The sequence below is a fragment of the Pantoea sp. BAV 3049 genome (assembly GCF_009765445.1).
In the GTDB taxonomy this organism is placed as follows: Bacteria; Pseudomonadota; Gammaproteobacteria; order Enterobacterales; family Enterobacteriaceae; genus Erwinia.
Window position 1 is genome coordinate 1,891,719 of record NZ_WHOY01000031.1, and the last position, 17,381, is coordinate 1,909,099.

A 17,381-nucleotide genomic window follows, 5' to 3' on the forward strand; every position below is an offset into this window, starting at 1 on the left:
GTTGCCGGTGAGTCGGCTGAAACCATCGTGGCGCAGGCGAATGAAATTGGCGCGGTGATGATCGTGATGGGGCGCCGCCATCTCTCTTCATTTAACCGCCTGTTGAAAGGTTCGGTCAGTGCGGCAGTGATTGAACGCGCCAGTTGCCCGGTTCTGGTTGACGTGCGGGTCGACTGACTCTGTTATTCAGGGCCGTAAAGCGCGGCCCTTTTGCCCAGGAAACTATTTTGATTTACTCCCCTGTACTTATCTCTTTTCTGGCCGCTCTGGCCCTGATCTTTATACTTATCCTGCTGCAAAAGCGCGGTGTCATCAGCAAGGCTATGGCCGTGGTGCTGGCTTTTGTGCTGATAGTTGTTGGCAACTATTACTATTTTGCGATGAAGCTCCCCCGGCAGCAGCATGAAGCCCGGATGGCCGCTGCGCAGCAACGCTTTAGCGAGCTGCCGGTCTATCGCACGCTGAAAGAACAACAGCCTTCGCTTTATCAGAAGCTGGACCGGGAATATCTGGCCGCTCTCGACGAGGGATCCAGTGAGGAACAGGCGCTGGAGCGGCTGCGTCCGATGCTGTCTGACCTGCTGAATCAGCGCATCAGCTCTGCCAGCGATGAAGCTCTTCACCGCTATATGGCGGTTTCGCTGGAAGAGATGAAAACCCTTCGTCAGCAGAATGCGGAACTGTGCTTTAAATTTCTGTTTCCGCAGGTCGGGGGAGGAGTGAACACCGCTGAGATTTTTCCTGCCGATTTGCGCGACCGTGAGATGCAAACCATGGACTATTTCCTGCAGAACAGCCGCGGTGCTGAACAGGCCAGTGATATTGAACGCAGCAGAGCCGATCTGCAAAAAATTGTGCGTTCGTTATACGGCAAATGGGGCAGCGCGCTACAAACCATGAATGCTCCGGCGGAACCGGGGGCAGATAAAACCAAACTCTGCGACATGACAATCGATCTTTACCAATCTGTGCTGGCACTTCCGGTTAATAATTCGGCGGGCGTATTACGTATAATTCTTGCCGGAAACGCGAATTAAGAACGAAAAAAAGCCCGCTCGCCGCGGGCATAACATAGTGTTATATAAAAACTCTGGTGTCAGTCAGACATATCGCTGTGTCTGAATGCATCATCGCATTCCTTTTCATCCTGTACCAGTTGGCAGCCTGAATTGATTCAATCGGTAAAATATTGCATTCACAAAGTAAAAATTGTGCAAATGCAGGCTTTTCCGATGGTGGTGGGAAGGGGAATTGCTATCATGCGGCACCGGAGAAAGGAGAGGAAAATGAATAAGGTCATTACTGGCGCACTGGCCCTGACCATTGTGTTGTTGGCTGGCTGTACTTCCAACAAGCCGGGTGCATTTGAGAAAATTGATGAGGATCCTGCGGTAAATACTGTGCAGTATCGTTTTAATCCCACCACGGTTAATAAAACAGCGATGGAACAGGATGTGGAACGCTACTGTACGGAACGCGGGTTTGACAAGGTAGAGCCGATTAAACCGCAGGAAAGCCGGGTACCGGGATTAATGAAAGTCTGGTATCAGTGTAATTACAGTATCAAAAGTTAAAAAATAAAATGGGCGGGAAAATTCCCGCCCAATGTTTTGCATTTCTTTCTTTTTATATTGCCGTGTGCAGGCTTTGCCCGCTTGAGGGTGAAAGCGTATCACCCTCTTATAATACCTTGCTTACCAGTGGTGTGGGCCAGGACCGTATCCATGATGCCCCCCACCATGATAGCCGCCGCCACCGCCGTGATGCCAGCCTGGTCCTCCGCGATATCCGTCGTGCACAATACATCCGCTCAACATCATCATTACGCCCAGAACCGAAGCTACTTTAATTAGTGTTTTCATTGTGAATGCTCCTTCACTTTTCAATGATTACAACTTTACTTTTAGAAAGTGGAGGAATGATGCCGCTTTTGTAGAGTTATTTATGTAGTTATTTCAAAATAATTCAGTAAGGATTATCCTATACCAGTTGTAATAATCATAAATAAGATAAGGCTTAAAAAAAATCTTTTTAATCCGGAATGCTCTTAATTTTCAAAGTTGACCAGTGAGCTGTATAGGCTACGTTTAAATTCACGCATGACACGGTAAATGCAGATTTATGCAGTAAACTGGGTCTGTCACTCATTCAAAGGAGAAATCATGCGCTATCAGGTAAACAACGTACTGGCGGCTCAGGCGGAGCTTGGTGAGTGTCCGGTCTGGTCGGTCAGCGAGCAGGTGCTCTATTTTGTCGACATCCTTGCGCCAGCGCTGCACCGGTTCGATCCCCGTAGCGGCGAGCATAAAGTGATGCTCGTGGCTGAGCACATCGGTTGTTTTGGCCTGAAGGAAGAGGGCGGCTTTGTGGCAGCGCTGCGGAGTGGCGTATGCATGCTGGATAGCGAAGGGCAGATCGTTGAAAGAGTCGCACCGAATCCTGGTGAGGCAGAGCGCAGCCGGTTTAACGATGGACGAGTTGACCGTTTTGGCCGCTTCTGGTGTGGCAGCCTGTGGGAGCCGCAGGACCGTAACGGCGGCAAGCTGTGCCGGCTGGATGAAAACCTGCAGCTGACCGTGCAGGCGGAAGACATCAAGATCTCCAACGGACTGGCTTTCTCGCCGGACAGCCGCTGGATGTATCATACCGATACGCCAAACGGCGTGCTGTACCGCTATCCAATGGATGAGCAGGGAGAAATTGGTCCGCGTGAAGTGCTGCAACGTTTTGTGCAGGAGCAGGGCGGCCTGCCGGATGGCGCTGCGGTGGACAGTGAAGGTTTCTATTGGGCGGCGATGTTTGATGGTTCCAGAGTGATCCGTCTGAATCCGGCTAACGGTGAGAATGTGGATGAGATCCCTTTACCGGTTCGCTGGCCAACCATGGTGGCCTTTGGCGGCGAAGATCTGAAAACATTGTATATCACCAGCTCCAGAGAGGATCGCACGGAGCAGGAGCTGGCAGAGTATCCGCAGTCCGGCGATGTGTTCGCCGTCCGGGTTGAAGTGGCGGGGATTGCTGAGCCGTTGTTTCGCAGTAAACAGGTTGTCTGAGAGGCTACACCAGACTGACTGCGGCCCGTCTTATCCGGGCCGCACCATTCTTGATTTTCCGACTTCCAGGCCTGTAATCCTCAGGCATGTTGCAGGGTTTTCTTGCTCTCCGGCGCGATGTGGGGCAGACGAATGGTCGCCGACATCACCAGCGAGATAGCCAGCAGCGCCATAATCAGGCTGAAGGTTACGGTAAAGCCACCAAACAGTGAAGCAATCAGCGAGCCCATCACACTGCCAATCCCGAAGCCCAGGTAAATCAGGCCATAGTTTTTGGTCAGGTTATTCAGGCCAAAGAAGTCGCTGACCAGCGAAGGATAGACCGTAATGGTGCCGCCAAAGCTGAAGGCCACGCAGGCGATTGAAATAAAGAAGGTGGTTTCGTTCATCCGGCTGAACAGCAGAATACTCATCCCGGCCAGCGAAACCACCTGTGCCAGAGTAATTACCCGGATACGCGCCATTTTATCGGACAGGACGCCCAGCACCAGACGGCCACTGAGGTTAGCGATGGCGATAATGGTAACCGCATTAGCGGCGGTCTGGGTGGACAAATGGACCAGCCCCTCACCAATATCTTTCGCCACGCCGATCACATACAGACCGCTCATGCAGGCAGTCAGGAACATCACCGCCAGCATCCAGTATTGCGGCAGGCGGACCGCCTGAGCCAGGGAGAAATCACGTGCGCTGGAGCTGTCGCCCTGTTTTGCAGTCTGCTGCTTCGGTGCATCTTTCATCAGCATCGCGCCAACGATCACCATCACCATCGCCAGACAACCCCAGATGATAAAGGTGGTTTCCAGGCTGTTCACGCTCAGCAGGTAGCTACAGATAAATTTAAAACCCAGGCTGCCCAGGCCGTACGCGCCGATAGCACAGGCGGAGATCACGCCTTTACGCTCCGGGAACCACTTCACGCAGTTGGAGAGCGTCATCAGGTAACCCGCTCCGTCGGCCAGGCCGACCAGCACGCCCGCGCTGAGATAGAGCATAAACAGGTTACTGGCATGAGCCGTCAGGAAAAAGCCCAGTGCCATCAGCACGCCTGCGCCAATGCTGACGTTACGAACACCAAAGCGCTCCTGCAGTTTACCCGCCACTGACGAGGCTATCGCCAGGCCGAGGCTCAACAAACCAAACGAGAAAGCTACCTGGCTGACCGGCGCATCCAGCTTGTGCGACAGCTGGCCGTTGAACAGGCTCCAGGTATAAACGGAACCCAGCGCGAACTGGGTGATGATGGTGCCGATCAGGGTAAGCCAGCGTGTACGGTTAACGCTGTTGCTGACGGGGTTTGTGCTCATGGGAAGCTCCCGGGGAAAGTTTAAGAAATTGAGCACAGAATAAATCCGGTCTTTCGCGCGCGGGGAGATTAAGGCATGAACTGCCGTCAGGACGGAATGAAATGCCGCTGAGCGGGTATGAATGGCGATGCAAAATGCACCTGATGCTGGAAAAGCGGGCATTGTTGCCCGCTTGATGAGAATTACTCGCCTGCGGACAGGCGCATATTGCGCAGATCGTTACCGGTTGGCGTCTGATGGACTCTCAGGCCAAATTCCGGCAGTACGGCAAAGATATGATCGAAGATATCCGACTGAATTTTTTCATAATCCAGCCAGACGGTGGTGTTAGTGAACACATAGATCTCCACTGGCAGGCCGTCGGATCCCGGTGCCAGCTGGCGCACCATCAGCGTCATGCCCTTATGGGTGTGAGGATGTGCTTTCAGCCAGGCTTCCAGCCAGGCGCGGAAAGTCCCGATATTGGTCATCCGGCGACCGTTAAGTGGCGTGGAGAGATCGCATTCCAGGCTGGCATTCCAGGCCGTGACTTCCTCATTTTTTCCTTCCAGATACGGCGTCAGCAGCTGCGCACGTTTCATCTCAGCAATGTCCTCCTCATTGAGGAAACGGATGCTGGTGGTATCAATATTGATGCTGCGTTTGATGCGGCGACCGCCTGATTCAGACATGCCACGCCAGTTCTTGAACGAGTCAGAAATCAGTGCGTAGGTCGGAATAGTGGTGATGGTGTTATCCCAGTTTTTCACTTTCACCGTGGTCAGACCGATATCAATCACCGCGCCGTCCGCGCCGTATTTCGGCATATCCAGCCAGTCGCCCAGCTTCAGCATGTTGTTGGCGGAAAGCTGAATACCCGCGACCAGACCGAGAATCGGATCTTTAAACACCAACATCAGCACGGCTGTCATCGCGCCCAGCCCGGTCAGCAGCACCAGCGGCGATTTGCCAATCAGCACCGAAATCACCATCAGTGCGATCAGTAGAGAAGCGATTAGCTTCAGGCTCTGGAAAATGCCGCGCAGCGGGAGCTGGGTGGCAAACATGCTGTTTTCAGACAGGCCCAGAATAAGATCCAGCAGTGAGTAGAACATCAGCAGGCTGAAAATCATCATCCACACCTGGCTGATCACCATCAGCACGCTGAACAGCGGCTCGTGGCCCTGCAGGAACATCTCCAGTTGGATCTGGAGCAACACGCCCTGCATCAGCAGCGCGAAACGGCTGAACAGTTTGGTATCAATGACTGACAGAGGCCACTGATGCGACGATTTAGCGGCAAAACGCCGAAGGAAAGGCAGCGCGATGCTGTGCAGCAAACCGTGAACAATCAGTGAGATAACTAAAATAATGGCAATGATTGCAGCCAGCGTAATCGCTGGTGCATACGGTAAATCGAAGGTGGTAAGCCACCCGAGGATATAGTGATACATCTGTTTTCATTCCCTGTGTTAAGGCTGTTCCAATGACTCTGCCGACTCGGTTCAAAAGCCGGGGCGGGGAGCATAACGTGCCAGGAAGTGCAAAATCAAATCGCGATCCCTCCATTCTTCAGGCCACTGCTCTCACTCAGAAGCGGTAAAACGCGCGATTATCTTAAGGTTTTGGCGGCCAGAGTCGATAACCAGAGGAGGTGATGGCTAACAATCACGCAGTCCCTCCCTCTTATCTCTGCAGTCGGATAACGTCTTTTTACTTGTGGGGTAGTCACTATGCCGGGGATTCCAGTTCGTCTGTCAGGGAAATTGACATTTGGCGGCGTTACGATGCTGCTGTTAACCATTGTTATTGTTTACCTGGCTATCTCGCTGCGCGGTCAGCCGCGGGTGATCGAGGCCAGCAACAGTCTGATCCAGCAGACTGGCGAAAATATCGTTGGCCAGCTGAATCAGCAATTGATAAGGACCGAGGGCGAGGTAGTCAGCCTTGCGCGTCTTGCTGAAGTTTTGCCGCATCAGGAAGCCTTATTCAAAGGCGTGCTGCCGCAGATTATCGACAGCAAAGGTGACAAAAGTATTGCAGGCGGCGGTATCTGGCCAGAGCCGGATGCTTTTACTCAGGGCGTGGCCCGCCGCAGCTTTTTCTGGTCACGCGGTGCCGATGGGGCGCTGGTTTACTCCGATGGTTATAACGATGCCAGCGGAGGCGGGTATCATAATGAAAGCTGGTACACCTCCACCAAAGAAGCGTCGCGAAATAAATGCAACTGGTCAGAAGTTTACCAGGACCCGGTTTCCAGTGTGAACATGGTGACCTGCAGCGTTCCTTACACTCAGGGGGGTAAGTTCGCTGGCGTGGCAACCTTCGACGTGCTGCTGGATAATCTTTCCGGATTTATGGAACGTAACGGCAATCTCACCGGCGGCTATGCTTTTGCGCTTGATCAGGCTGGCAACGTGCTCTATTTCCCGGGCAGCAAAGACAAAGCGCTGAAGAAATTCAGTACGCTGGCTACAGAGCAGAAATGGCTGACGCCGGTGCAACAGGGCATCAGCGGATTCAGGGCCAGCCAGAGCAGCAGCACGTTAAATCACATTCAGGATGGCGTGCTGCAGACCGGGTCGCAGATTACGCTGTTCAGAATGCCAGCTACCGGCTGGATCATCGGGCTTGTCACGCCGGAAAACAGAGTCACCGTGCTGGCGCATAATATTATGCAGGATATTTTCGTGGTGCTGATCCCGGCACTGGTGCTCCTGTTGGTGGTTGGCTGGCTGTTTGCCCGCCGCATGACTGCCCGTCTGGAATCAACCCGTGCCGCGCTGGATGAAATTGCTCACGGTGATGGCGATCTGACCCGCCGTCTGGATACCGCCGGTAAAGACGAGATTGCCGACATTGCTGTCTCGTTTAACCATTTCGTCGATAAAATTGCCGGAGTAATTACTAACGTGCAGGCCAGTGGCGTGAACGTGGCGGCCAACGCCAGCGATCTTGCCGAGGGCAACCAGGCGCTGTCGGCGAAAATTGGCGACCAGGCTGCGGCACTGGAGCAAAGTGCTGCAGCGATGGAGCAGCTGAATGCCACGGTGCAGCAAAACGCCGAAAATACGCGACTGGCAGATGCCTTCACCGAGCAGACCGCGCAGATTGCCCGCAGCAGCAGCGAGGTGATGCATCAGGTGATTGAGACCATGGCCTCGATCAAAACCTCATCCAGTCGCGTCGGTGAAATCCTCAGCGTGATTGATGGCATCGCCTTCCAGACCAATATCCTGGCGCTTAACGCCGCAGTCGAAGCTGCCAGGGCCGGAGAGCAGGGGCGAGGCTTCGCCGTGGTAGCGTCTGAAGTTCGCGCACTGGCGCAGCGAAGTGCCGCAGCCGCGCAGGAAATTAAAGCGCTGATTGGCGAATCCGATACCACCGTGCTGGCAGGTAGCAAGCTGGTGGAGGGAGCCGGGCAGAAGCTGGAAGACCTGGTCAACGATGTGCTGAAAGTGAAGCAGGTTGTGGGTGAGATCCGCGTGGCAGGAGATGAGCAAAGTAAGGGAATTGGCGAGGTGACGCTGGCCGTTTCGCAGATGGAACGCAGCATTCAGCAAAACCTGCTGCTGGTCAACCAGACCGCTGAGAACACTCACGCATTGCGTACAGAAGCCTCACAGCTGGCGCAGGACATCTCTTCCTTTAAGGTTGCCTGATAAGTTCAGACTGCACCGCCGGTGCAGTCTTTTCTTTATCTGCCGGACGAAAAGATTTATTGCCTGCCCCTCAGTGCTTTTTGTCATCAATCGGACAGAGGATCTCTTTCAGGATACTTTCGCGCTGTTGGGGAGTGAGATAAATCAGTCCGAAGAGCTTATGAGGATGGCGTTCCTGCTGGTACATCGCCCGCAGTTGTTTGAGGTAAGTCAGGCTGTTGTTCATGGCTGTCTCCTGTTAAGAACACAGACAGCCTGAACCTCTAAACCCGGTACAAACAGTGTCAGGTTTAAAATTATTGTTCCGGGTTTATGCTACTGAATATAGCTGCGAATGGCGTCAGCAATCGCTTTATTTGCCGGACGAGCGTCACGGTGCTCGGCCTCTTCGGCCACTTTTTGCAGGTATTTATTCAGCTTACCGCCGGTTGGCACGTTGCCATAGGCAATCAGCATCTGCACGATATGCCTGAGGGCAAGGACTTCCACGGTCAGGCGCTCAACGACAGGATCTTTATCTGACATACATCACTCCACTACCCAGTTGGTTCATCCATCCAGAATAGTGAAGAGTGTAAAATTCAATCAGTGGAATACAGCAAAAGATCGGCGGTAAATCGTTGTTAGCGGTTGCTCACGAAAGATACAATACCGCACCGGGCGTTTTCAGCAGGGTGAAGAGCTCTGCTGAGCTGCTGTCAGACACGTCCTGATGCTGCGCTGGACTACTGAACATCATTTTGTGGACTCTTTTAAGCTGGTGCCAGACCAGAATGGCGGAAACAGCCAGCGAACAGTTATTATCGCTGCGGGTGCAAAGTAGAGTGTAATGCCACTCCTCATCCAGTTCGTTGGAGAAGAACTGCACCGATTCGGCTGGCAACAGCGCACGGATATCCGACAGCAGGAACTCGCTAACGCCGCGGGTCAGTCTCAGGGTGAAGGTGGTCAGCATCCGGACATATCCTTGTTGGAGTGAGCAAAAACCTATCTTAATCAATTCGGGGTGAAGTTCAACGCATTAAACTTGCCGCTGAATTTGACTGGTGATGTTATCTGCGGCGGAATATTATCCGCTAACACGGGAGAACCCATGAAGAAAATCATTTTACTGCTGTGTGCCACAGCAATAGCGGGATGTGCCGCTCAGGCGGAAAAACCGGCTGCGCCGGCGAAGATTGGTATGGCAAATCCGGCCTCTGTCTGGTGCATCAAGCAGGGCGGCAAGCTGGATATGGTGAACACCGATAAAGGGCAGGTGGGTTACTGTACGCTGCCAGGTGGTGAGCGCGTGGAGGAGTGGACACTCTATCGTCGTGACCACTGACAATCTTTTCATGCTGCTTTTCCATTCCCCTGTCGGGCTGCGTTTTTGTCCTGGCAGGGTTTGACCGATCAGGTTTTACTGAGGGTGTAGCTCTTCACCTTGCCATTATCCAGCTGAACAGTCAGCGTCTTGCCCTCGGTGGTACTCATCGCGTTAGCCTGGCTGTAAGACCACATCATAAGAATATGATTTTCCGGATAGGGCGTTTCTGAGGTTGGCTGACCAAACAGGGAAATTAAGTCCTGGCGGGTAGTGGCGCCATACTGGATTTTAGCGAGACTGGCATCGTCGAAATTCTTACCGGAAGAGGAAGAGCAGCCGGAAAGCACCAGCAACATCGCGAAAGCGACAAATCGTTTTTTCATTTACGCCACCTTTTATTGAGTGCTGCTATCGTAGCAGAGGAGCGGTGCGGGTGCTCAGAGGATTAAACTGTTATTTCCTGGTGTTGCCAACGATGCAAAAATGATCCACCTCAACGGTTGAAAACGGATCCAAAGGTTACTCTGCTCCCCGGATAAAGGGGAGCATATGATCACTTTTGAGAAAGTTATGGAAATTAAAATCCTGCACAAGCAGGGGAAGAGCAATCGGGCAATTGCCTGTGAGCTGGGTCTCTCTCGTAATACGGTCAGACATTACCTTCAGATGAAGGCTGAACCTCCTGTCTATTCTTCGCGTCCTGTGGCTCCTTCCCGGCTGGATGGTTACCGGGATTATGTTCGCCAACGGATATATGAGGCATATCCTTATAAAATTCCGGCCACGGTTATTGTCCGGGAGATTAAAAGCCGCGGTTATCGGGGCGGAATCACTATTCTGAGAGATTTTATCCGCACTCTGAATACGCCACCGGTACCGGAACCGGTGGTTCGTTTTGAAACCGAACCCGGTCAGCAGATGCAGGTTGACTGGGGCACGATGCGAAACGGGAAGTCTCCCCTCCACGTCTTTGTTGCCGTGTTGGGATACAGTCGCATGCTCTATGCCGAGTTCACCGACAATATGCGCTATGAAACGCTGGAAGCCTGCCACCGTAATGCCTTCGCCTTCTTTGGTGGCGTCCCCAGAGAGGTGCTGTACGACAATATGAAAACGGTGGTACAGCAGCGCGATGCTTATCAGCCGGGGAGCCACCGTTTTAATCCTTCACTCTGGCGTTTTGGCCAGGAGATGGGTTTTTCGCCGCGTCTTTGTCGCCCATTTCGGGCCAAAACCAAAGGCAAAGTAGAACGAATGGTGCAATACATTCGCAACAGTTTTTATATTCCACTGCTGACCCGCCAGCGATCGTTGGGGAACGCTCTGGATGTTGTCACAGCAAACCAGGAGGCCCTGAGCTGGCTGCAGGAGGTGGCTAACTGTCGTCATCACTGCACCATTGGGATGCGGCCCTGCGATCGGTGTCAGGAAGAGCAGCAGTCAATGCTTTCATTACCCCCTCATAGTAAACATTTCGGCACGCAGAAAAGGATGAAGAGCGTCTCGTGCTGCTTTCCGCTTCATTATTCGCTGCCCGTAAACGAGCCCTCCTGCTACGAGGTTACCTGGTAATTTAGCTAATCTGTCGACTTGATGTTTTTTAGAAAAAAGGAATTAAATTAAATGAAATACAAAATTTTCTTCATGATGATTATTTGTTCACAGCTGGCAGGCTGCACCACGCTCTATTACAGGTGATGGCTATGCGTATATTTTTATTTTCTGCATGCACGCTATTATTATCGGGTTGTATACAGGTCTATGGGCCCGTTAAAGAAGGTGTCTCTGCAGCTTCCCAGTCGGCTGCGGACACGGAATCTGGCGCCAGTGCCGGTATGGATACGGTCAAAATTGGTAATCGCAAGCCTGATGAAATATTCAATAATGCACTGGTGTTCTTGAAAGGCAAGGGAGTAGATATTACCGTTGAAGATAAGGGCACAGGGATTATTGCGGCCAATGGGGATGATGAGTCGCTGGCTTCAACCTGGCTGGATTGTTCTCAACTCCAGCAGACTCAGGGGATTCAGGAACATTACCGCATTGTTGCACAGGTCTGGAGTGCTGGTGAAGGGACAAACCTCGCTATTCAGGTTAACGGTGTTGCCGGATTAATTACTGCAGATGGCAACGACAAAGTTAAACCGGTGGAATGTACCTCCACGGGCGTTCTGGAAAAGGATTTTCTCGAGGCGCTGAGGAAATAATCTGCATCAGACAGATTATCCTGGAAGATAAATCTGGTAAACGGGCGGATCATTTTTCAACTGATGACAAGGCCGAAGTATGGATCTGATTTGTAGCGATGTTGACATGAACCAGATGTCGACCAGACTTAATTGACTGGAAGAAAAAGGAGAGAGATATGTCGCAGCACAATACAAACGATAAGCGTGACAGGACCAAAGATAAACATCCTGCGAAAGATAACCCAAATGAACATGGCGAGATACCACGTACTCGCGATGACAGTGAGGATCACAAAAAAGATCCCTGGCAGGACAAAGGGAAGTGACGTGGAACACGGGTTGCTGACTGACGGGGTCTTATCTGGCAGTCAACGCCGTTTTCGTCAGGTAAGAAAAAGAGGCAGCAGTCAGATGGAATAGCGGGTAGTTCAGGCCACCAGAAGTGGCCTGAGCAGCTTCACTCAACGGAGGGGGGCTGATACTTAATGTACTGGCGAATGGTTTCATGGATTTCGCGGTTATCATCTTCATCCAGTCCACGGCTGGCATACTCTTTGGCCAGCGCCTCCAGCACATCATCAAATTTGCCTTTGTAGTTGAGATTATTCAGCGCTATCTGCTGTCCGACAATCTCCCTCAGCACCAGCGTTTCAACCTGCAGCCGCTGAACCTTCTCTTCGAGTTTCTTGATGCGATCTTCTTCTGACATAACATCTCCACTGTTAAACCAGCTCAATTACCAGGATATATGCTCCCCATCATGAAGGGAGCGGCAAAACCTGTCCCTGTGTGACAGCGAAAACAGCATCGTCGAACTTAAAACTGAATGCAATGAGGAAGTTATCTGGAGATTTTCAGACATGAAATGGCAGGGCGTTTTAACTGGAAGAGGAGGAGGGAAGTCCTTTCGCACCTCACGCCTTTACTGTTTTAAGCCCCAACGAATTTAAGCTCCTTCTCAGCGCCGGAAGCGGACATCTACAATATCACTTTGCGCTGATAGTCAGGGAGCAGGTCTGTCATCATGGATGAGGTTGTATAGGCCGAGCAATTATTAACAGATATCAGAAATATTCCGTTTCATGATTAGAAACCCAGATGAGGATTGAGCCACGATAGTCGTCATTCGTGGAGGCTATTAGCGAGCATTTATCTGCATTACCATCAGCGGTGTAAGCACAGCTCTGCTTCACATGGGTAGTTAACTCTCCTCTTTTTGATACTGCCTCTGAGTCAAGAAATTGTGCGCTTCCGAAAGGGTAAAAGATGCGGCTGTCCCTTTGAACTTTGTAATTTCTTATGCGTACAGGGAATTGGCTGTTGTTATATTCATATCGCTCTACAACTTCGCCCGTTTCTCTGTCTGCGATAGTCTCAAGCAACCCGCGAACATTATAACTGAGCACAAATTTTCCCTTTTCATTTTCAAGCTCAGTAATTTCACAGCGTTCATTGATTTTCCCGGTAATACGCAGGCCTTTAAAAGAGGACAGTACGCCATCTTTGTTGACCAAATGAAATGCCCGGTTATTAGCCTTATCAATCATATTGATATCAGTGAAGCATCCGCTACGATCATATCTGACTTCTGTCATAACCTGAAGTTTGCCGGAAACATCCCGTATCCACTGAAGGCTATGTTTTACGTTCCCGGTAGTGGCATCATGCTCGAACAAAAGGGCAGCATTTAAGACCGCCGGTTTGAATTGAGTGAATGCACTGGCATTAAATGACATTGCAAAAAATAACAGACTTAAAAGCACCCTTATTTTCATTAGTCATCCCTTTACTATACTGATTGCGCTCTGAAATGATGGGGGGACTCAAACTATCACATTCGTTACGAATAGCCACGAATAATCGGGATACCTCCATGCCATCTTTTTCGCAAGCAAGCATCTGCTTTTTCCCTGTTGCCGGGAGAATGCATCATAAACCTGAAAGTCAGGTTAAGCTGGAAAATGTCAGCGTAATACGTTAGTGAGCAAGTTACCGCAAAGATGTTACGTAGCACAACTATCGTAAATTCGAATCACAGGAAACCTGCAACGGAGAAAACATCATGGAATGGTTCAGCCAGGACAGATTCGAGGTTCGTCTTGAGTGGGGCTTATCTGCCGTAGATTATCTGGCCGGGAAAGCTGACTGCGCCGTGATCGTCGCCCGTTTCGATCCGAAACATAAGCGATGGCGAAAGCCTGGTACTTCCATCCCCTAACGGCTCAGCCATATCATTCAGGGCACGGGATGCTGGGGTTAAGGTTTTCAGTGGTTGTTTAAGGAATATGTCTGCAACTGCGAAGGCATGTAGCGGCTATAGACGTGTCCTGGTCATTCCCTGTGGAGAGCGTTGGCCAGATGGTAGCCTTCGTCACTCGATTGAGGATTATGTAGCAGCCGGTGGCATTATCGCTGCGATGGGCCGTGGTAATTGTTCCCCTGAAGCACAGATCGCGGTTGCAGCCTGGCAGTTTCACCAGAAGCAAAACAGGTTGCTTCTTAGAGGATGCTCTTCAGCATTAGAGCTTCAACAGCGCGGGTTCGACGAGGATGTGGCTCTTTGTCTTGAAGTGGATGCGGGCAGTCTGGCATGCCAACTGTATGGTGATTTTTATGCATCAGGGTTGGTGTAAGCAAATAGCCCTGAATGGTGTCCCCTGCATACATCGAATACATGAGGCAGGGGATTGTTAGTGAAAGGAAAATCTGGAAGTGTATTTATTTTTACCCGTAAATTTACCCATCAAGGCAATTCAGGAGTTTGTTTTTGAATTCGCAGTGGTCACTGTAAAGCCAGCGGGCGCGGCCATGAATAATCTTGCTTTTAGGCAGGGTGCCATCTTTGATGCGGTCATAAATGAAGGTTTTTCCGAAGCCAGTATCAGCCATGATGAACTTCAGATCAACCAGCGAGTCTGGCTGCAGATTGTGTTGCATAGGTTTTACTCCGATATCAGGAATCGAACCGGCGTTACCCTCAAGCGAGTAGCGCCCAGATGATGATTGCGAATGCTATGGATATGAGAACTTCGGGAAGGGTGATCACTGTGTCATCATTTCCACTTTTTCCATTATTAGGCTGGCTTCATCTCCAGTTATATGGTCGTCCCATTCTGCCTCTTCGAGCACGTTTTCAATTTTGTTTCTTTGTTGTGATGTGAAAAAATCATCTCTGTAATCGAAGAAAGAAATGCTGCACAACTTACCGCTAAGTATTTGTGTGCCCACGTTTACCACTGGTTCTTTTCCATCTTCATATTCAACTACGAAAGTAAATTTACTCATCTAATCTCCTTATCCACCACGCGCTCAACGTAAACAGCCATTATCTTTTCAGCGCCAGCGCGGATATCTAGATCAGCAATAGCTCGACTCTCACCAGCTTCATTCCGCTCATACAGAGTAAAAAAATGCGCCTCATTATCAGCGCATATTTCACAGTTACCGTTGGCGTCGGCTTTAACGCCTGATACGTAGTATTTGTCCATTTTGTAGCTCCTAAAAATCGAGTTCTAATTGCGCTGAAAAAACCTCGCAAGATTCCGAGCAGCTTCCAGTGTCAAGCTTCTTTGCGCGGATCATGCGTTCCAGCAGGTCGTTGTAATCGAGCTCTGCGTACATCTTTGCTATGCCGTCGAGCGATAGGTGTCCGCGATACATGACGTTTTTCGGCGTTGCGCGATGACCGTCACGAACGTGACGCCCGGTAACACATTCTTCGAACAACAACTTCATGCCGGGCTCGTCTTTCGTTGCCAGACCAAGCTTGTGCGTGGATTTCTTAATGCAGAAAATGCAGTTGCCGAGATGCTCTGGAATTTGCAAATCGAAAGGTTGGGTTTTCCACCAGTCGAGAACGTCCTGTTTCTCGAAGTCGGATATTTCAGCCAGAAACCGGATGCCATCTTTTTTAGCCAGGCGGCGTGGCTCATCCGCCCGAATACCCAGCCACGTCGTGTAATTCCCTTTACAGAATTGATCCTCACAATATTTCCTGAAAGGCTGGAGCTTCATGCGGTCGGTACAGAAAGCGCCGCCGATATAAGGCGTACCGTATTTCTTGACCATATCCATGAAGGGTTTCATTGCTGGCATGCGGGTCTGAATGTCCGCTGGTTCCCAAACTGTGTAGCCGTTGCCTTCACCCAACTCCGGGTTGATATCGACCTGCAGGCAGGTGAGCGGAATATCCCAAAACTTAACGACTTCCCGAACGAACCGGTACGTCATTGGGTGCTCTGCGCCGGTATCCATGAAAATATAGTGAACATCCTCACCGGACTTTCTGCGCTGCTCCATGAGATAAACGAGATAGGCAGACGTTCTGCCGCCTGAAAAACTAACGACATGAGTCATGCCTGCTCCTATGGGGCCAGACTGGCTGGCCGGGGAGGGTTATTGCAGTTCTGACTTGCGCAAGGAATAGACCTCTTCCAACTTTTTAAGCTGGTCATCGTTCCCGTTCAGGGAGTTTCTGGCGCGGTCGTAAGCTGTTTGAAGTTTTGACATGTCCATCTGCCCGGCATTTGCGGTGAACCACGTCAGCGGATCGGGAGATAACCTTTTAACGCGATGCTCGGTGCGCTTTCCGCGTGATGTGGTTAGCATTAGTGAAAAGTCAGCATCTATATGGCTCATTGCTGAAACCTTGATTCCACCAACTGCCACGCCACCAAATTTGACGTTTGCATCACCAATCAGAGTCAGTGATTTACCAACCCATGAATGACCATCAGAACCCCACCCAGCTATAAGAACGCGGCGCATGGATTTGGATGGCTTGTATGGCCGTCCGTCATAACCGATAAGGTCAATAAAAACCGGCTGCTCGCTGTTTCCAGCACGGATAGATTTTATTACGGCGGTTATGCTGGATGACTGAACGTCTTCGAAATTCAACTGGTCAGACTTAGGGGTAACCGTTCCCCTGAGGTCATTAATTTTTTCATTGTTATTCATTACAGAAATACCTCATCTTCAAATTCTTCATCAAACAAATAGCCAGGAACATTGATCTCATTCGAAGGTAAAACCATCCCCTCTGTTCGCATTGAGTTATCAGAATTGCATTCGACTAATTTATTCATCGCCTCGAACATTATTTTTCTGCCAAGAGTTAACGAGTCCTCACCGATGTAATACATACAGTTTCTATACGGTGCGTTATTCTCAATCGCGAAGAATGCAAACTGATTTAATTCCCTGCCTGTAACCAGCTTCAGAACGTAGAGGTAAAACGCCGCCTGCACATGGTAGTGATACTGCCCGAACGCCTGGCTGAATCCGCGCTGGCTTGCATCCCTGCAACTTTTCACATCAAGTGGGTAAGGGTGGCTATCAGACAGTCGGTCAAATCTGCACTTGAGATTTAATCCGGTAATCGGGCAGGTGGTGAACATGGACACTTCCGAGTTCCCTTTGGTGTTGATATAGTCCATAAAATCATCATTCAGGCGAGACGATTCGAACATCCTGTTTATCGTTTCCACCTCGCTACCGATAATAATTCTTTCTGCATCAGTGTGAGCGAGTAGCGCTTTATAATCCTTCGATGCGCGACTATTAATGTCTGGTTCCAGAATGAATTCCCTTTCAAATAACTCAGGCTCAAGAAGCGCGGCATGTATCGCCGTCCCTATATGCGCAGACTTGCTCCCTTTGAAAGGATTGAAATAAAGATTAGCCGGGCTGACGCTTATAGCCTTAATGGTCGTTGACCCTATCGCCTCGTCTCGGTGGTAATCTTCATTGCTGATATCGAAGTAAATGCCCGGCTCCATCACGCCACCTCTCTGTATGAGTGCTTCTCTTTCCAGATAGACTCGCCCAGGCGCTGCTCTTCGATTTTGGTCACATAATCCCACAGAAATTTATGCGCCATT

Annotated in this window: 24 protein-coding genes and 1 pseudogene; 10 read left to right on the top strand and 15 right to left on the bottom strand. The window is 50.6% G+C overall.

Translation table 11 applies throughout. The features are described from left to right. The 3 genes from GSQ70_RS26375 to GSQ70_RS09645 all read left to right on the top strand — a co-directional run. A partial coding sequence (locus GSQ70_RS26375; protein ID WP_158785273.1) for a universal stress protein occupies positions 1-177 on the top strand: 177 nt, incomplete at its 5' end. A gap of 50 nt (positions 178-227) precedes the next feature. Continuing rightward, on the top strand, positions 228-1,037 hold the full coding sequence (locus tag GSQ70_RS09640; RefSeq protein ID WP_233268262.1) for a hypothetical protein: 810 nt from the start codon (positions 228-230) through the stop codon (positions 1,035-1,037). A gap of 249 nt (positions 1,038-1,286) precedes the next feature. Next, positions 1,287-1,574: a hypothetical protein gene (locus GSQ70_RS09645; protein ID WP_158782325.1), complete on the top strand. Its 288-nt coding sequence runs from the start codon at positions 1,287-1,289 to the stop codon at positions 1,572-1,574. Between the two features lie 120 nt (positions 1,575-1,694). Here the strand turns inward: GSQ70_RS09645 and GSQ70_RS25745 are convergent, their stop codons facing one another. After that, positions 1,695-1,862 carry a hypothetical protein gene (locus GSQ70_RS25745; RefSeq protein ID WP_199257243.1) on the bottom strand — a complete coding sequence of 56 codons (168 nt, stop codon included), beginning with the start codon at positions 1,860-1,862 and terminating at the stop codon, positions 1,695-1,697. Positions 1,863-2,162: 300 nt separating this feature from the next. On the opposite strand from GSQ70_RS25745, the gene GSQ70_RS09650 reads away from it, so the two are divergent. Beyond that, a complete protein-coding gene (locus tag GSQ70_RS09650; protein ID WP_158782326.1) occupies positions 2,163-3,053 on the top strand; it encodes an SMP-30/gluconolactonase/LRE family protein in 891 nt (296 codons plus the stop codon). An 80-nt stretch (positions 3,054-3,133) separates the two neighbouring features. Here the strand turns inward: GSQ70_RS09650 and GSQ70_RS09655 are convergent, their stop codons facing one another. Both GSQ70_RS09655 and GSQ70_RS09660 read right to left on the bottom strand, forming a co-directional pair. Next, positions 3,134-4,360 carry an MFS transporter gene (locus GSQ70_RS09655; RefSeq protein ID WP_158782327.1) on the bottom strand — a complete coding sequence of 409 codons (1,227 nt, stop codon included), beginning with the start codon at positions 4,358-4,360 and terminating at the stop codon, positions 3,134-3,136. Positions 4,361-4,542: 182 nt separating this feature from the next. Beyond that, a complete protein-coding gene (locus GSQ70_RS09660; protein ID WP_158782328.1) occupies positions 4,543-5,793 on the bottom strand; it encodes a mechanosensitive ion channel family protein in 1,251 nt (416 codons plus the stop codon). A 279-nt stretch (positions 5,794-6,072) separates the two neighbouring features. Here GSQ70_RS09660 and GSQ70_RS09665 point away from each other — a divergent pair, with 279 nt between their 5' ends. After that, positions 6,073-8,001, top strand: coding sequence for a methyl-accepting chemotaxis protein (locus GSQ70_RS09665; protein WP_158782329.1), 1,929 nt, complete (start codon positions 6,073-6,075; stop codon positions 7,999-8,001). A 70-nt stretch (positions 8,002-8,071) separates the two neighbouring features. Here the strand turns inward: GSQ70_RS09665 and GSQ70_RS25750 are convergent, their stop codons facing one another. The 3 genes from GSQ70_RS25750 to GSQ70_RS09675 all read right to left on the bottom strand — a co-directional run bounded on the left by GSQ70_RS25750 (position 8,072) and on the right by GSQ70_RS09675 (position 8,956). Further along, on the bottom strand, positions 8,072-8,227 hold the full coding sequence (locus GSQ70_RS25750) for a hypothetical protein (protein WP_199257244.1): 156 nt from the start codon (positions 8,225-8,227) through the stop codon (positions 8,072-8,074). A gap of 89 nt (positions 8,228-8,316) precedes the next feature. Continuing rightward, complete coding sequence (locus GSQ70_RS09670; protein WP_158782330.1) at positions 8,317-8,526, bottom strand: hypothetical protein; 210 nt, start codon at positions 8,524-8,526, stop codon at positions 8,317-8,319. Between the two features lie 109 nt (positions 8,527-8,635). Beyond that, positions 8,636-8,956: a hypothetical protein gene (locus tag GSQ70_RS09675; RefSeq protein ID WP_233268263.1), complete on the bottom strand. Its 321-nt coding sequence runs from the start codon at positions 8,954-8,956 to the stop codon at positions 8,636-8,638. 138 nt (positions 8,957-9,094) lie between these two features. Between GSQ70_RS09675 and GSQ70_RS09680 the strand changes: the two genes are divergently transcribed. Next, on the top strand, positions 9,095-9,328 hold the full coding sequence (locus GSQ70_RS09680) for a DUF333 domain-containing protein (RefSeq protein WP_158782331.1): 234 nt from the start codon (positions 9,095-9,097) through the stop codon (positions 9,326-9,328). A 68-nt stretch (positions 9,329-9,396) separates the two neighbouring features. Here GSQ70_RS09680 and GSQ70_RS09685 read toward each other — a convergent pair whose 3' ends face one another. Next, the gene (locus GSQ70_RS09685) at positions 9,397-9,693 is read right to left on the bottom strand and encodes a hypothetical protein (RefSeq protein WP_158782332.1); all 297 of its coding nucleotides are present in this window, start codon (positions 9,691-9,693) and stop codon (positions 9,397-9,399) included. Between the two features lie 166 nt (positions 9,694-9,859). On the opposite strand from GSQ70_RS09685, the gene istA reads away from it, so the two are divergent. The 3 genes from istA to GSQ70_RS25755 all read left to right on the top strand — a co-directional run bounded on the left by istA (position 9,860) and on the right by GSQ70_RS25755 (position 11,825). Further along, complete coding sequence (gene istA / locus GSQ70_RS09690; protein WP_370521055.1) at positions 9,860-10,882, top strand: IS21 family transposase; 1,023 nt, start codon at positions 9,860-9,862, stop codon at positions 10,880-10,882. Positions 10,883-11,013: 131 nt separating this feature from the next. Then, positions 11,014-11,517, top strand: a complete 504-nt coding sequence (locus tag GSQ70_RS09695) for a hypothetical protein (RefSeq protein WP_370521056.1) — start codon at positions 11,014-11,016, stop codon at positions 11,515-11,517. Between the two features lie 158 nt (positions 11,518-11,675). Beyond that, on the top strand, positions 11,676-11,825 hold the full coding sequence (locus tag GSQ70_RS25755; RefSeq protein WP_199257245.1) for a hypothetical protein: 150 nt from the start codon (positions 11,676-11,678) through the stop codon (positions 11,823-11,825). Positions 11,826-11,956: 131 nt separating this feature from the next. On the opposite strand, the gene GSQ70_RS09700 is transcribed toward GSQ70_RS25755, so the two are convergent. After that, positions 11,957-12,208, bottom strand: coding sequence for a hypothetical protein (locus GSQ70_RS09700; RefSeq protein ID WP_158782334.1), 252 nt, complete (start codon positions 12,206-12,208; stop codon positions 11,957-11,959). Between the two features lie 355 nt (positions 12,209-12,563). After that, positions 12,564-13,274, bottom strand: coding sequence for a YnfC family lipoprotein (locus GSQ70_RS09705; protein ID WP_158782335.1), 711 nt, complete (start codon positions 13,272-13,274; stop codon positions 12,564-12,566). A 287-nt stretch (positions 13,275-13,561) separates the two neighbouring features. On the opposite strand from GSQ70_RS09705, the pseudogene GSQ70_RS09710 reads away from it, so the two are divergent. After that, a pseudogene (locus GSQ70_RS09710) lies at positions 13,562-14,132 on the top strand (2-phosphosulfolactate phosphatase). Positions 14,133-14,235: 103 nt separating this feature from the next. Here GSQ70_RS09710 and GSQ70_RS09715 read toward each other — a convergent pair. The 6 genes from GSQ70_RS09715 to GSQ70_RS09740 form a co-directional block, all read right to left on the bottom strand. Continuing rightward, complete coding sequence (locus GSQ70_RS09715) at positions 14,236-14,436, bottom strand: AlpA family transcriptional regulator (RefSeq protein ID WP_158782336.1); 201 nt, start codon at positions 14,434-14,436, stop codon at positions 14,236-14,238. A gap of 105 nt (positions 14,437-14,541) precedes the next feature. After that, positions 14,542-14,784: a hypothetical protein gene (locus tag GSQ70_RS09720; RefSeq protein WP_158782337.1), complete on the bottom strand. Its 243-nt coding sequence runs from the start codon at positions 14,782-14,784 to the stop codon at positions 14,542-14,544. Then, entirely contained in the window at positions 14,781-14,987 is a 207-nt protein-coding gene (locus tag GSQ70_RS09725) for a hypothetical protein (RefSeq protein WP_158782338.1), read from the bottom strand. The genes GSQ70_RS09720 and GSQ70_RS09725 overlap by 4 nt, the downstream gene beginning before the upstream one ends. A gap of 10 nt (positions 14,988-14,997) precedes the next feature. After that, a complete protein-coding gene (locus GSQ70_RS09730; RefSeq protein ID WP_158782339.1) occupies positions 14,998-15,855 on the bottom strand; it encodes a phosphoadenosine phosphosulfate reductase family protein in 858 nt (285 codons plus the stop codon). Positions 15,856-15,894: 39 nt separating this feature from the next. Continuing rightward, positions 15,895-16,458 (bottom strand): hypothetical protein, encoded by a 564-nt coding sequence (locus tag GSQ70_RS09735; protein ID WP_158782340.1) that lies wholly within the window; start codon positions 16,456-16,458, stop codon positions 15,895-15,897. Beyond that, complete coding sequence (locus tag GSQ70_RS09740) at positions 16,458-17,279, bottom strand: PD-(D/E)XK nuclease-like domain-containing protein (RefSeq protein WP_158782341.1); 822 nt, start codon at positions 17,277-17,279, stop codon at positions 16,458-16,460. The genes GSQ70_RS09735 and GSQ70_RS09740 overlap by 1 nt, the downstream gene beginning before the upstream one ends. Between the last annotated feature and the right edge of the window lie 102 nt (positions 17,280-17,381).

What these genes read in the sequence shown, in the direction of transcription:
- GSQ70_RS09740 (WP_158782341.1), bottom strand. Translation starts at nt 17,279, where the DNA reads ATGGAGCCGGGCATTTACTTCGATATCAGCAATGAAGATTACCACCGA.
- GSQ70_RS09655 (WP_158782327.1), bottom strand. Translation starts at nt 4,360, where the DNA reads ATGAGCACAAACCCCGTCAGCAACAGCGTTAACCGTACACGCTGGCTT.
- GSQ70_RS09665 (WP_158782329.1), top strand. Translation starts at nt 6,073, where the DNA reads ATGCCGGGGATTCCAGTTCGTCTGTCAGGGAAATTGACATTTGGCGGC.
- GSQ70_RS09650 (WP_158782326.1), top strand. Translation starts at nt 2,163, where the DNA reads ATGCGCTATCAGGTAAACAACGTACTGGCGGCTCAGGCGGAGCTTGGT.
- GSQ70_RS09735 (WP_158782340.1), bottom strand. Translation starts at nt 16,458, where the DNA reads ATGAATAACAATGAAAAAATTAATGACCTCAGGGGAACGGTTACCCCT.
- GSQ70_RS09715 (WP_158782336.1), bottom strand. Translation starts at nt 14,436, where the DNA reads ATGCAACACAATCTGCAGCCAGACTCGCTGGTTGATCTGAAGTTCATC.
- GSQ70_RS09670 (WP_158782330.1), bottom strand. Translation starts at nt 8,526, where the DNA reads ATGTCAGATAAAGATCCTGTCGTTGAGCGCCTGACCGTGGAAGTCCTT.
- GSQ70_RS09660 (WP_158782328.1), bottom strand. Translation starts at nt 5,793, where the DNA reads ATGTATCACTATATCCTCGGGTGGCTTACCACCTTCGATTTACCGTAT.
- GSQ70_RS25745 (WP_199257243.1), bottom strand. Translation starts at nt 1,862, where the DNA reads ATGAAAACACTAATTAAAGTAGCTTCGGTTCTGGGCGTAATGATGATG.
- GSQ70_RS25750 (WP_199257244.1), bottom strand. Translation starts at nt 8,227, where the DNA reads ATGAACAACAGCCTGACTTACCTCAAACAACTGCGGGCGATGTACCAG.
- GSQ70_RS09685 (WP_158782332.1), bottom strand. Translation starts at nt 9,693, where the DNA reads ATGAAAAAACGATTTGTCGCTTTCGCGATGTTGCTGGTGCTTTCCGGC.
- GSQ70_RS09695 (WP_370521056.1), top strand. Translation starts at nt 11,014, where the DNA reads ATGCGTATATTTTTATTTTCTGCATGCACGCTATTATTATCGGGTTGT.
- GSQ70_RS09720 (WP_158782337.1), bottom strand. Translation starts at nt 14,784, where the DNA reads ATGAGTAAATTTACTTTCGTAGTTGAATATGAAGATGGAAAAGAACCA.
- GSQ70_RS09645 (WP_158782325.1), top strand. Translation starts at nt 1,287, where the DNA reads ATGAATAAGGTCATTACTGGCGCACTGGCCCTGACCATTGTGTTGTTG.
- GSQ70_RS25755 (WP_199257245.1), top strand. Translation starts at nt 11,676, where the DNA reads ATGTCGCAGCACAATACAAACGATAAGCGTGACAGGACCAAAGATAAA.
- GSQ70_RS09680 (WP_158782331.1), top strand. Translation starts at nt 9,095, where the DNA reads ATGAAGAAAATCATTTTACTGCTGTGTGCCACAGCAATAGCGGGATGT.
- istA (WP_370521055.1), top strand. Translation starts at nt 9,860, where the DNA reads ATGATCACTTTTGAGAAAGTTATGGAAATTAAAATCCTGCACAAGCAG.
- GSQ70_RS09730 (WP_158782339.1), bottom strand. Translation starts at nt 15,855, where the DNA reads ATGACTCATGTCGTTAGTTTTTCAGGCGGCAGAACGTCTGCCTATCTC.
- GSQ70_RS09700 (WP_158782334.1), bottom strand. Translation starts at nt 12,208, where the DNA reads ATGTCAGAAGAAGATCGCATCAAGAAACTCGAAGAGAAGGTTCAGCGG.
- GSQ70_RS09705 (WP_158782335.1), bottom strand. Translation starts at nt 13,274, where the DNA reads ATGAAAATAAGGGTGCTTTTAAGTCTGTTATTTTTTGCAATGTCATTT.
- GSQ70_RS09675 (WP_233268263.1), bottom strand. Translation starts at nt 8,956, where the DNA reads ATGCTGACCACCTTCACCCTGAGACTGACCCGCGGCGTTAGCGAGTTC.
- GSQ70_RS09725 (WP_158782338.1), bottom strand. Translation starts at nt 14,987, where the DNA reads ATGGACAAATACTACGTATCAGGCGTTAAAGCCGACGCCAACGGTAAC.